We start from the raw sequence: 12,600 nt of genomic DNA on the forward strand, positions 1-12,600 counted from the left end.
AGTATATACCCCTAAGAAGGGGCTCGATTATTGTCATAGATCCGACAGCGCTTCGTCCCGACGCGACGGTCTTGGTTTCCCCTATCCGGTGGCGCCCGGCCCCGCTGGAGGCTGCGCCGCTCCCAGGAACCGCGATGTGAGCACGGGAAGAATCAGCACCATCGCAACATAGCGCACGATCTGGTGCGCCGCGACAAACGCCGGATCGAGGTTGAGCAGGAAGGCGAGCAGCGTCATCACCTCCAGACCGCCGGGGGCGAAGGCGAGCAGCACCTGCCCGAACGGCAGGCCGAAAAGCGCCCAGACAAGAAGCGACATCGCAACAGAGATTGTCATGCCGACGACGAAGGCGCCGAGGCTCACGAGAAAGAGCCGCGCCAGCGCCTGCGGCCCGACATGGCCAAAGCGCGCGCCGACGACGCTGCCCAGTCCGATCAGCGCAGCCTGGGTCAGCCAGCCCGGCAGAAGAATGTCAACCGTTCCGGTGGCACTCAGGATCGCGCTCATGAAGAACGGCCCGGTCATCCAGCCGGCCGGAACGCCGGCGCGTGCGGTGGCAAGACCGACAAGACCCGCAAGCGCCATCAGCGCGGCAAGCATCGGCAGGCCGAGGTCCGCCTGCGCCTGCAGCGCGGATTGCGGCGGCGGCGTCCCGCTCCCGGCGATCAGCGACGGCAGTACGGCCATCAGGATAAAGAGACGCACCGACTGCGCCAGCGCGACGCGTCCGACGTCTGCGCGGGGATAGGACAACGTCATCGCCATGACGACGGCAAGGGCGCCGGGGATCGCCGCGAAATAGGAGGTTTCCCGGTCCCAGCCGGCCACGCGACGCTGATACAGGTAGGTCGCCCCCATCACCGCAACCATGGTGATCGCCAGCAAGGCCATGGTGAATGGCCATTCGCCGATGCGCGCGACCGTCTCCGGCTTGACGCCGGTCCCCATCGTCACGCCGAGCACCACGAACAGACCGTCGCGCAAGGGCGTCGGCACATGGGCCGGCATCCTCGCAAGGGTCGCAAGCGCCACGGCGATCATCGCCCCCGACAGCCAGGCGGCCGGAAGGCCGAACCACGCGAACAGGGCTCCGCCGAGAGCCCCGGCGGCAAGAGTGGCAAGCGTTGCGGACAGGACATGGGACACGGGGAGCGCTTCGGTCTCGGGCGGGGCGATGAAAAAGGCGAGGCAAACGGCGGGAACACGATCGGTCAGGCACGGTGATTCTGACGGTCGTTCGAGAGTATGCCGCAAATCGGGACGCACTTCAGCCTCGCCTGCGGGTTACGGCACGCCGGGGCCGGGAGACGCCATGGCGGGGCGCGAAAAGAATCGCCAGGGACACCGCCGATTGAGAAAGATCAAGGCGTGCGGCGCGCGATCCCCGAATACTCGCGGCATGACACAGCTCGATGACCGCTATGCCGCACGCGCAGTGCCGCGCTACACAAGCTACCCGACCGCGCCGCATTTCCATGCCGGCATCGACGGGAGCACCTATGGCCGCTGGCTGGATGCAGTCCCGCCCGAGGAAACGCTTTCGCTCTATCTCCACGTGCCCTATTGCCGCACGATCTGCGCCTATTGCGGGTGCCACACAAAGGGCGCGCGCAAGGACGAACCGGTGATCGCCTATGCCGAGACGCTGCTGCGCGAGATCGACCTCGTGGCCGACCGTCTGGGCGCGGCGCGTCCGGTCGGCCACATCCACTGGGGCGGCGGCACGCCGAGCCTGTTGCCACGCGACAGCTTCCTGGCACTGGTTGCGAAGCTGCGGGCACGCTTCCGCCTGGAGGCCGGACACGAACATGCCATCGAACTCGATCCGCGCACGGTCACGCCGGATCTCGCCGAGACCCTGCGCGACGCCGGCATCACCCGGGCGAGCCTCGGTGTGCAGGACTTCGACGCCACCGTGCAGACGGCGATCGGACGCGTGCAGCCGCATGAACAGGTCGCGCGCGCCGTGGCGCTTTTGCGCGCGGTGGGCATCACCGCGATCAACTTCGACCTGATGTACGGCCTGCCGTACCAGAGCGTCGAGACCATCGACGAGACCGTGCGCGCAACGCGGGAGATGGCGCCCGGGCGCATTGCGCTCTTCGGCTACGCCCATGTGCCCTGGTTCAAGAAACACCAGCGGCTGATCGACGAAGATGCGCTTCCCGGCACACAGGCGCGCATCGCGCTGGCGGATCACGCGCGGGCGGCGCTGATCGACGCGGGCTATCGCGCCATCGGGCTCGACCATTTCGCCCTGCCCGACGACAGCATGGCGATCGCCCAGGAAAACGGCAGCCTGCGCCGCAATTTCCAGGGTTACACCACGGATACGGCACGGACGCTCATCGGGCTCGGCTGTTCCTCCATCGGCCATCTGCCGCAGGGCTATGTCCAGAACATGCCCGACATCGGCGGCTGGCAACGTGCGATCGAGGCCGGAAATCTGCCGATCGCAAAGGGCATCGCGCTCGATGCCGACGACCGCGTGCGGGCGGAAATCATCGAACGGCTGATGACGGACCACCAGGCCGACATCCCGGAAATCGCCGATCGCCACGGCTTCGCGCCGTCGCATTTCAGCGAGGCCTTCCACGCTCTCGACGAATTGGTCGCGGACGGGCTGGCGACCGAGGATGGCGGACGCATCGTCATCACGCCCGCCGGCCAGCGCTATGCACGGATTGCGGCGGCGGCCTTCGACGCCTATCTCGCGCGCGGCACCGCGCGCCATTCGATTGCGGTGTGAGCGGTGACCGGCGTCCACCAGAACGACAAACGCCCCGGACGTTGTCCGGGGCGTGCGACGCAGTCCTGCAAAACGTCAGGGGCGTCAGTGGATGCCGGTCAGCTGGCAGATGCCGCAGACGCGGGAAATGTGAATCTGGTCCTGACGCTCGACCTTGATGAGGCCGCGGCGCTTCAGTTCGGAGATCACCCGGCTGACCGTCTCGATGGTCAGGCCGAGGTAGTCGGCGATTTCCTGGCGCGTCATCGTCAGAACGACGTTGTGGCTGTCGGTGCCCGTTTCCGGCGGCCCGGCGCAGGCTTCGCCGCCGCGCTGGGGCACCATGCGCATCAGGAAGCTGGACACCCGCTCGATCGCGGACTTGCGCCCGAGAAGAACCGCATGATCGTGAAGCAGTTCCATCTGCGACATCAGGCAATGCGTCAGATGGCGCTGCAGCGGCGCGGACCGGTCGATCTCGCGGCGGTCGTAGGCGCTGACACGCGCATTGGTGAGGGTTTCCGCCGAACAGTCGTAGGTCTCGCCGGCGGCCGCGCCGAAGATCGTGCCGGGATTGAGGATCTCGACCACCTGCCGACGGCCGTCGGGCAGCAGCTTGTAGAGCATCACGATGCCCTCATCGAGCTCGAACAGCCGATCGGCGCTGTCGCCCTCGTAGAAGATCACGCTGTGCGGGGAATGACGCAGGAACTTCGCGTTTTGCGACTGCTTCAGCCCAAGGGACCGCGCTTCCAGCGGGGACATCCCCGTATGACCGTTGCCGGCCTCGATCGCCTGTTCCAAATAGGCCATGCTACCCTCCTGTGCAGTCTCGGCGGCCGGAGGAATTCTTCAAGGTCGTGCCCGGCCCGTCCGCCGCGCGCTGCCCCAGTCCGCGTGCCCCGTCCGACACCGACTCTCCGTCAACCGATGTCAAAGCCTAGCTGCAAGTCGAATGCGCGGGAATTGGGTCGTTTTCGTACGACCTTATACCTATGCGTCGCGCCGTCCGACCGGCGCGAACGGCAGGCCGGGTGCGGCAAAATCAAAGATGCGAGACCAGAAGTTCTTCGGTCAGCGGCTTGCGCAGCAGGATCGCAGGCTGCTCATCTCCCAGCATTTCCATGATGTTGCGGCTGGACTGGCCGGTGATCGCAATCACCTTGGGGGGATGTTTCAGGCCGTTGACCCACCGGATCAGCTGCACGCCGCTCAAACCGGGAAGGCCGAGATCCACGATCACCGTGTCGCCGGCTTCGGGCGGCGCGGCCTCGAAGAAGGATTCCGCGTCCGGATAAACAAGGGCGCGATGCCCGATCTGTCCAAGCAGCATCGCAAGACTGTCGCCGACGCCCGGATCGTCCTCGATGATGTGGACGGTCATCGGGAAGACCCCGGTTGCCCGGACGGCCCCTCGCCGCACAGACCGGACATGTCCAGCGTCCTTCTCGCGCATGCATTTCCCGGCACAGACGCTCTCTCCGCCACGTGTCTTCATCGTCCGCCCGGTCGCAGGCACGCGGCGCGCGTCTCTTGCCCGGTCGGCATTCGTTTAAGACTATAGTCGCAAGCAGCGGCCGGGAAACTACGCAGAAGCACGCAAGTGGCGGAAGAAATTCACGGAACCGAGGTAAGGCGAGAGACGCACGCCCGGCATCAGCCGGCCGCCGGCCCCTCCCGGGTCAGGACGATGCGGACAAGGTCGGCGGCGTTGCGCGCGCCCAGCTTTTCCATGATGCGGGCACGATGCACCTCGATGGTGCGCGGGCTGATCCCCAGCGTCCGCCCGGCTTCCTTGTTGGAGGCACCGGCGGTGATCTCCATCAAAACCTCGCGTTCGCGCGGCGTGAGCGTCTCCGCTCCGGGAAAGGCACCGGTTTCCTTTTCCGGAGCTTCGGCCGACTTGCCGACAGCGGCGATCGCATCGCGCACCCGCGTCACCACGGTATCGGCATCGAACGGCTTTTCGATGAAATCATGTGCGCCGTGCTTGATCGCCTCGACCGCCATGGGAATGTCCCCCTGGCCGGAAATGACGAAGACGGGCACGACGAAGCCGTTGCCGTGCAGCCGACGCAGGATCTCGATGCCGGACTGCCCGGGCATGTGCACGTCGAGAATGACGCAGCTGGGCGTCGTTGCCCCGACCGCCGCGAGAAACGCATCCCCATTGTCGAAGGTGTCCACGGAATAGCCCTCCATGTCGAACACCAGGGCCAGGGCATCGCGGATCGCGGGATCGTCATCGACAATATGGATCACCTGCGCATTGTCGCTCATTCTGACGGTCCTTTCGTTGCGGAATCTGCCGGCGTCGGGCTTTCGGCCGCGCCACTGGCATCTATGGGCAGGCGCAGCACGAAGACGGCACCGCCATCCTCGCCCATCGGATCGACCCAGAGATCGCCACCGTGATTTTGTGCGATCGAACGCGAAATGGTCAGGCCCAGACCGAGGCCGCGTCGCTTGGCGCCGGAAAACGCCCGGAACAGATTTGGCACCACCTCTGGCGGGACGCCGCCGCCGGAATCGCTGACCCGCACGATCATGTCGCCCCCCTGGGTGGAGGCGCCGATGCGCACGATGCGCTTTTGCGCGTCGCGGACCGCCTCCAGCGCGTTGCGCACGAGATTGACCAGCACCTGCTGGATCTGCACCGGATCGGCGCTGATATCGGGCAAGTCGTCGGGAATTTCGGCGGAGATCTTCACCTCTGCGTTGGCATCGCCCAGCATGACGAGTTCCAGGCATTCGCGGATCAGCGACGCCATCGAGACGCTCCGGCGCTCCGGATCGCGCTTTTCCACAAACCGGCGCATGCGCTGGATGATCTGGCTGGCCCGCTCCGCCTCGCGCACGCCCTTGTCGACGATCTCGACCAGCTTGCCGTCGTCCGCGCCATCCACGGCCGCCTTGCGGCGCGCGGCCTGCAGGTAGAGCATGATCGCGGTCAGCGGCTGGTTGAGCTCATGCGCGATCGCAGCCCCCATTTCGTCCAGGGCGCTGATGCGGGTCATGCTCACGAGTTGCGCCTGGGCGTCGGCAAGCCGGCGCTCCACCGCCTTGCGCGGACGCAGGTCGCGCAGGATGCCGATAAACTGGCGTCCCTCCGGGGTCGCAGCCTCGCCGACCGACAGCTCGATGGGAAATTCCGTGCCGTCGCGGTGGCGGCCGTGCACTTCGCGGCCGATTCCGATGATGCGTTTTTCGCCGGTGTCGAGGTAATGCGACAGGTAGCCGTCATGCTCCCTGGCGTAATCCAGGGGCATCAGCATCTTGACGTTCTTGCCGCGCACTTCTTCGGCGGCATAGCCAAAGAGCGTCTCGCAGGCCTTGTTGAAGAGGATGATGCGCGCCGCGTCGTCCATGACCACGATGCCGTCGACCGCCGTTCCCAGGACGCTGGCCAGCCGCGCCTCCGAGACGCTCGGCGACACCGACATGCTGCGGCTATGGTCTTCGCGCATTTTTGGTCCGGCCTACCCCGTTGCTGGCCCGGCGGCCAATCCCGACAATCCCTACGCAGAATTCCGTAGCGCATCGCGCATCACTGCGTCAACGCGCGATCCAGTCGCGCAATCGCGCGGCGGCGGTGCTCAAATCGCGCCGGGAGCGGGCGAAACACAGGCGCAGGAACCCCTCGCCCTCCGCACCGAAGGCGATGCCCGGGGCCAGCCCGACGCCGGTCTCGCGGACGATCCGTCTGGCGAGATCCCGGGAATCGTCCTCGCCTTCGATGCCGAAGAACAGATAGAAGGCCCCACCGGGACGGGTGAACCGCGCCCGCTGCGTGTCGCCAAGCGCCGTGGTGAGGATCTCCAGACCAAGGTCCGCGCGGGCGGTCTCTTCGGCGAGAAACGCCTCTCCCTGCGTCAGGGCGGCATGGGCCGCATGCTGCATGAACTCCGCAACCCCCGACGTCGAATACTGGATCAGGTTTTCCACAACCTGCCCGATTTCAGGCGGCGCGGACAGCCAGCCCACGCGCCAGCCGGTCATCGCCCAGTTCTTGGAAAACGTGTTGACGTAAAGGATCCGGTCGTCGGGTTCCGCGATGTCGATGAAGGAGGGCGCGCGCGTCAGGCCGCCGCGCACGAAACGGCTGTAGACCTCGTCCGCGATAATCCAAAGTCCGCGCCGACGGGCTTCATGCAGGATCGTCTCCAATGTCGCGCGATCCGCGATCCAACCGGTCGGATTGGAAGGGGAATTCAGATAGATCGCCCGGGTGCGCGGGGTGATCGCCGCGATCACGCGGTCGGCATCGAGCGTCCAGCCCTGCGCGGCAAAGACGAGCGGCACGGAGACCGCCTCGGCGCCTGCGATCTGCAGCGCGGCCGGCAGGTTGGGCCAGGCGGGCGAGGGATAGATCACCTCGTCGCCGCTGCCCGCCACGAGCCGTACGGCGATCTGGATCGCCTGCATGCCCGAGCCGGTGACGAAATAGCGCTCCGCGCCCCAGTCCTTGCCGAAATGACGCAGGTGATAGTCGGCGAGCGCCTGGCGCAGCGCCGGAATACCGCGCTGGTGGGTGTAGAAGGTCTCGCCGCGGGCCAGCGAGGCGGCCGCCGCGCGGGTGATGAACTCGGGCGTCGGCAGATCGCCCTCCCCGACCCACAGCGGAATGAGATCGGCGCAGTCGCGTCCGAAGGTTATCACGTCGACAATGCCGCTTTCCGGAGCCGTGCGGGCTTCGTCGCGCAGCGACGCAATCAGGTCTGTCATGTCGTGCTTCAATCCGGAAACCGGCCGGGCAGACGCCCGGCGTGAGGGGAATGACAAGGCTTTTGACAACCGGCCTCGCGGGAGCGTCGACCTCCCGGTGCCAGGCAAGCGGAGATCCGGGACCGGAAAGGCACGGCCTGTCTGTTCTGTTTTCTTGAAAAGCCCGCTTTTTGGCTCCTTGGCCCCGGGCCGCGGCTCGCGCCTTGCCCGGAATGAAGCAGGGTGCGTCGTTGCCCTTCGTCAGAATACCGCGGCCGGGCAACTGCCCGGCCGCTGGCGGGCTTATCGTGCTTTCAGGAGATCGCGGATTTCCTCAAGCAGGACCTGGTCGCGGCTCGGCGGCGGCGGCGCCGCGGGGGCTGCCTCTTCCTTCTTGCGCAGGCGGTTGACGCCCTTGACGACAACAAACAGCGCGAAGGAAATGATCACGAACTTGACGAGCGCATTGATGAAAAGGCCCAGGTTCCAGGTGACCGCACCCGCATCCCGGGCGGCATCGACGGTGGCATAGGGGCCGGCCGTCGCGCCGGACTTGAGAACGAGGAACAGCTCGGAAAAATCGACGCCGCCAAGCAGCAGTCCGATCGGCGGCATGATGACATCGTCGACCAGCGAGGAAACGATGCCGGCAAAGGCCGCGCCGATGACGATTCCCACCGCCATGTCGACCATATTGCCCTTGACCGCGAATTTCTTGAATTCCTGCAACATGCCGTGATGTTCTCCGTCGCCCACGCCACCCGGGCGGGCGCGTTTCATCCATCGACGGATCCGTTTAGCATGAAGGCGCAAGGGCGGGAATCGGAGAAATTGCCGGCCGGTTCCGTCTCCCAACGCCCTCCCGCGCGTGTCAGGTCGCGTGGTCCGCTGATGACAGCGCGACAATGTCGAGACGCCGGACCAGGTCTTCATGCGTCTCCGCCAATGCCAGGCGCAAGGTGTTGCGGATCGTTTCCCGGTCATCCTCGGTGAAGCTGCGGTCGAGCGGCAGAAGCAGGGCAAACCGCACGGCCTCGCGCGGTGTGACCACATCCGGCAGGGACGCCGGGGGCGTGCCCGGCAACGCCGTCAGCGCAAGCAGCGCCTCGTCATGGTCGATGCGGTCCTCATCCATGCGCGAGGTGGGAAGCCGGCCAAGCGCGTCCACGGCGGCACGGGAAACACTCTCACACCAGGCCCCGCTTGTGGCCGCTGCGACGGCGCGCGCGTCGGCACAGCCCATGACGGACGACAGGCCGGCGCGACGTGCGGTTCGCGCCACCCAGACCAGGCACAGCGGTGTCGCCGTGCGGCAGGCGCAATCGAGCGCCTCCTGAAAGGCGGGCTCGGAAAAAAGCTGCGGCCACGTCCGCCCGACGCGCATGCGGGTGTATTCCACGATCGACCGGTGCGCGAGAACGATGGCCAGGCGCGCAAGCTCAATGCGCAACGCATCCGCGTCGCTGAGCGGCGCCGGACGCTTGCGGCGAAACAGGGGGGGCATTCGGAAAATCGTTTCTCTCCACGGGTCGGCACCCGGCTGCCTCCGCCTTTCGGGCAGATGGACAGCACCGGGCAACTGTGATCCGATCGCGCCCAAGAGACAAGAACCGCAGGGAGGCGGTGCGTCATGCTTGAGGGTTGGGTCGTCGTCGTTTCGGCGCTCGGGTATATATTGTCGCTCTTCGCGATTGCCAGTTATGGTGATCGCAAGGCCAGGACAATGGTGCCCGGACGCGGACGGCCCCTGATCTACGCCCTGTCGCTCTCCGTCTATTGCACGTCGTGGACATTTTTCGGCTCGGTCGGCACCGCCACCCGCAGCGGGTTGGAGTTCCTGACGATCTACATCGGACCGGTGCTGGTTTTCGCGCTCGGCTATCCCTTGCTGCGCCGGATCATCCGGCTGGCGAAGAGCGAGCGCATCACCTCCATCGCCGACTTCATCGGTGCGCGCTACGGCAAGAGCCAGTCGGTCGCCGCCGTCGTCGCGATCATCGCCGTGGTCGGCATCATCCCCTATATCGCCCTCCAGCTGAAGGCCGTGTCGCTCTCCGTTACCACGATGGTCGCCCAGCTCGACCTGCCCGGCGGGATCGGCCCCCTCTCCTACTTCAGCGACATCACCCTGATCATCGCCATTGGAATGGCAATCTTCGCCTGGCTGTTCGGCACGCGTCACATCGATGCGACGGAGCACCAGGAAGGATTGATGCTGGCGATCGCGGCGGAAGCAGTGGTCAAGCTCATCGCCTTTCTCGCCGTCGGCATCTGGGTCACCTACGGTCTCTACGACGGTCCGGGGGCGCTTGCGAGCGCGATGGCCGCCGACACGCGCGTGACCGGCGTGCTGACGGACGAGCTGTCCGGCGGCAACTGGATCGTGATGACCCTCCTGTCGTTCTTCGCGGTGCTCATGCTGCCAAGGCAGTTCCATGTCACGGTGACGGAAAACAACTCCTCGGCGGAGCTCAAGCGCGCGACCTGGCTGTTCCCGCTCTATCTCGTCGCGATCAATCTCTTCGTCGTGCCCATCGCCGCGGCCGGCATGATCGCCTTCACGCCGGACACGAACCCCGACACCTATGTGCTGGCGCTGCCGATTGCCGCCGACCAGCCATGGCTGGCACTCTTCGCCTTCGTCGGCGGCCTGTCGGCGGCCACCGCCATGGTGATCGTGGCGACCGTGGCGCTCGCCATCATGATCTCCAACGACCTGGTGATGCCGCTGGTGCTCCGGCGCTCCAGCGAGGATGCGATCATCTCTTCCTCGGGCGAGGACATGAGCCGCATCCTGCTCCTGATCCGCCGGGTTGCGATCTTCGTCACGCTGCTGCTCGCCTATGCCTATTTCCGCGCCGCGGGAGACACGGCGGCGCTGACCTCCATCGGCCTGTTGTCCTTCGCCGCGATCGCGCAATTCGCACCCGCCTTCTTCGGCGGCCTGATCTGGCGGCGGGCGACCGCGCGCGGGGCAATCGCGGGCATGACCTCCGGGTTCGCCATCTGGGTCTACACGCTGCTGTTGCCGACCTTCGCGCAATCGGGACTGATCTCCGACACCTTCCTGGAAAGCGGCCCCTTCGGCCTGTGGCTCTTGCGTCCGCAGGCGCTGTTCTCGCTTGCCTTCGATCCGCTGACGCACGGCGTCTTCTGGAGCCTGTCGGTCAATCTGGCCGCCTATGTGCTGGTGTCGCTGTCGCGCGCGCCCGAACCCATCGAACGGTTGCAGGCGAACATCTTCGTGCCGTCCGAGCTTTCACCCGCGCCGGGTCTCAGGTTGTGGCGCACCTCCGTCACCGTCGGCGAGCTGCAGGCAACCATCGCGCGCTACCTCGGCGAGGAGCGTACCGAGCGCTCGTTCCAGCGCTTCACCCGCGAGCGCGGCCGCGACGCCGATCCCAACGCACCGGCCGACGCCCAGATCATCCGCTTTTCCGAACAGCTTCTGGCCAGCGCCATCGGCGCCGCCTCCTCCCGCCTCGTGCTGTCGCTGCTGGTCAAGCGCAGCGACCCGAGCGGCAAGGGCGCTTTGAAGCTGCTCGACGACGCCACCGTCGCCATCCAGTACAACCGCGACCTGCTGCAGACAGCCCTGGACCAGGTGCGCCAGGGCATCGCCGTCTACGACCGCGACCTCAGGCTGATCTGCTGGAACCGCCAGTTCCGCGAATTGCTGGGCCTGCCGGCGGAATATGGCCAGGTCGGCACCCCGCTCGATGCGATCATCCGCTACAACGCCAAGCGCGGCGCCTTCGGCGGCGATCCGGTGGAGGTCATCGTCGGCGACCGGATCGACAAGCTTGCCGTGCGCCAGGAGACCTTCCAGGAGCATCTGGAAACCGAGGCCACCGTGCTGGAAGTGCGCACCAACCCGATGCCTGCCGGCGGCATCGTGACCACCTACACCGACATCACCGAACGGGTGCTGGCGGAGGAAGCGTTGGCGCGGGCCAACGAAACGCTGGAGCGGCGCGTGCGCGAACGCACGCTGGAACTTACCCACGTCAACGAGGAACTCACCAACGCCAAGCGGCTCGCCGACGAAGCCAACCTGGGAAAGACCCGTTTCCTGGCGGCCGCCGGCCACGACATCCTGCAACCGCTCAACGCCGCCCGGCTCTATGCCTCAAGCCTCACCGAACGCTTTGCCGACGGCGAGTTGCGGCATCTGGTGCAAAACGTCGGCGCGTCGCTGGAATCGGTCGAGGAAATCATCGGCGCCGTGCTCGACATCTCGCGGCTCGACACCGGCGCGCTCAATCCGGATATCACCGTGTTCCGGATCGAGGAAATCCTCAATCCGCTGCGGATGGAGTTCGAGCCGATCGCGCGGGAGAAGGCCCTCGACCTGCGCATCCTGCCGAGCAGCCTGTCGGTGCGCTCCGATCGCAGGCTGCTGCGCAGGCTGCTGCAGAACCTCGTTTCCAACGCGATCAAATACACCCGCGCCGGCAAGGTGCTGGTCGGGGTCCGCAAACGCGGCGGCAAGGTCGTGATCGAGGTCTTCGACACCGGTATCGGCATCCCGGAATCCAAACAGCAACTGATCTTCATGGAGTTTCACCGCCTTGACGACGGGGCCCGGGAAGCCCGCGGCCTCGGTCTCGGTCTGTCGATCGTGGAGCGTATCGCGCGGGTGCTGAACCATCCCGTTTCCCTGCGCTCGACAGCCGGTGCCGGGTCGCGCTTTTCCCTCTCCGTTCCGCTGGCGGCGACCGTGCCCGTCCTGGCGGAACCGGCACCGCCGCCGCCGGCTCCCGGCGCGCTCGACGGCCTGCATGTGCTGGCCATCGACAACGAACCGCAGATCCTCGACGGCATGCGGGTCCTGCTGACCGGCTGGGGCTGCCGGGTCACGATTGCCCATGACCCGCTGGAAGCGGCGCGCAAGACCACGGAGGCCGGCCAGCAACCGGACGTCCTGATCGTGGACTACCACCTCGACGAAGGCACCGGCGTGGAGGCCGTGGTCCAGCTCCGCTGGCGCTTCGGCACGGAGCTGCCGGCCGTCCTGATCACCGCCGACCGCACCCAAGCGGTGCGTGCGGAAGCCGCCGACAAGGGCATCGACCTTCTCAACAAGCCGGTCAAGCCGGCGGCGCTGCGGGCATTGCTGTCGCGGTTGCGCCTGACGCGGTCCGCGGCGGAATAGGCAAAGCGATGAC

General features: G+C 66.3%; 10 protein-coding genes. 2 read left to right on the forward strand and 8 right to left on the reverse strand.

Annotation, left to right across the window (positions count from 1 at the left end; all coding sequences use genetic code 11):
* Nucleotides 1–81: 81 nt before the first annotated feature.
* Complete coding sequence (locus G572_RS24990; protein ID WP_037547534.1) at nucleotides 82–1,146, reverse strand: AbrB family transcriptional regulator; 1,065 nt, start codon at nucleotides 1,144–1,146, stop codon at nucleotides 82–84.
* Nucleotides 1,147–1,399: 253 nt separating this feature from the next.
* Here G572_RS24990 and hemN point away from each other — a divergent pair, with 253 nt between their 5' ends.
* Nucleotides 1,400–2,749, forward strand: a complete 1,350-nt coding sequence (gene hemN / locus G572_RS0120385) for an oxygen-independent coproporphyrinogen III oxidase (protein WP_029060043.1) — start codon at nucleotides 1,400–1,402, stop codon at nucleotides 2,747–2,749.
* Nucleotides 2,750–2,833: 84 nt separating this feature from the next.
* On the opposite strand, the gene G572_RS24995 is transcribed toward hemN, so the two are convergent.
* The 7 genes from G572_RS24995 to G572_RS0120420 all read right to left on the reverse strand — a co-directional run bounded on the left by G572_RS24995 (nucleotide 2,834) and on the right by G572_RS0120420 (nucleotide 8,936).
* Nucleotides 2,834–3,541 carry a Crp/Fnr family transcriptional regulator gene (locus tag G572_RS24995; protein WP_084650399.1) on the reverse strand — a complete coding sequence of 236 codons (708 nt, stop codon included), beginning with the start codon at nucleotides 3,539–3,541 and terminating at the stop codon, nucleotides 2,834–2,836.
* 232 nt (nucleotides 3,542–3,773) lie between these two features.
* Nucleotides 3,774–4,112 (reverse strand): response regulator, encoded by a 339-nt coding sequence (locus tag G572_RS0120395; RefSeq protein ID WP_029060044.1) that lies wholly within the window; start codon nucleotides 4,110–4,112, stop codon nucleotides 3,774–3,776.
* A gap of 272 nt (nucleotides 4,113–4,384) precedes the next feature.
* Nucleotides 4,385–5,008: a response regulator transcription factor gene (locus G572_RS0120400; RefSeq protein WP_029060045.1), complete on the reverse strand. Its 624-nt coding sequence runs from the start codon at nucleotides 5,006–5,008 to the stop codon at nucleotides 4,385–4,387.
* A complete protein-coding gene (locus G572_RS0120405; RefSeq protein WP_029060046.1) occupies nucleotides 5,005–6,195 on the reverse strand; it encodes a two-component system sensor histidine kinase NtrB in 1,191 nt (396 codons plus the stop codon). The genes G572_RS0120400 and G572_RS0120405 overlap by 4 nt, the downstream gene beginning before the upstream one ends.
* An 88-nt stretch (nucleotides 6,196–6,283) precedes the next feature.
* Complete coding sequence (locus tag G572_RS0120410) at nucleotides 6,284–7,453, reverse strand: pyridoxal phosphate-dependent aminotransferase (protein ID WP_029060047.1); 1,170 nt, start codon at nucleotides 7,451–7,453, stop codon at nucleotides 6,284–6,286.
* A gap of 282 nt (nucleotides 7,454–7,735) precedes the next feature.
* Nucleotides 7,736–8,164 carry a large-conductance mechanosensitive channel protein MscL gene (gene mscL, locus G572_RS0120415; RefSeq protein WP_029060048.1) on the reverse strand — a complete coding sequence of 143 codons (429 nt, stop codon included), beginning with the start codon at nucleotides 8,162–8,164 and terminating at the stop codon, nucleotides 7,736–7,738.
* A 139-nt stretch (nucleotides 8,165–8,303) separates the two neighbouring features.
* A complete protein-coding gene (locus G572_RS0120420) occupies nucleotides 8,304–8,936 on the reverse strand; it encodes a hypothetical protein (protein WP_029060049.1) in 633 nt (210 codons plus the stop codon).
* Nucleotides 8,937–9,062: 126 nt separating this feature from the next.
* Between G572_RS0120420 and G572_RS0120425 the strand changes: the two genes are divergently transcribed.
* On the forward strand, nucleotides 9,063–12,587 hold the full coding sequence (locus tag G572_RS0120425; RefSeq protein ID WP_029060050.1) for a PAS domain-containing hybrid sensor histidine kinase/response regulator: 3,525 nt from the start codon (nucleotides 9,063–9,065) through the stop codon (nucleotides 12,585–12,587).
* Nucleotides 12,588–12,600 lie beyond the last annotated feature (13 nt).

Origin of the sequence: Stappia stellulata DSM 5886 (assembly GCF_000423705.1) — a bacterium.
In the GTDB taxonomy this organism is placed as follows: domain Bacteria; phylum Pseudomonadota; class Alphaproteobacteria; order Rhizobiales; family Stappiaceae; genus Stappia; species Stappia stellulata.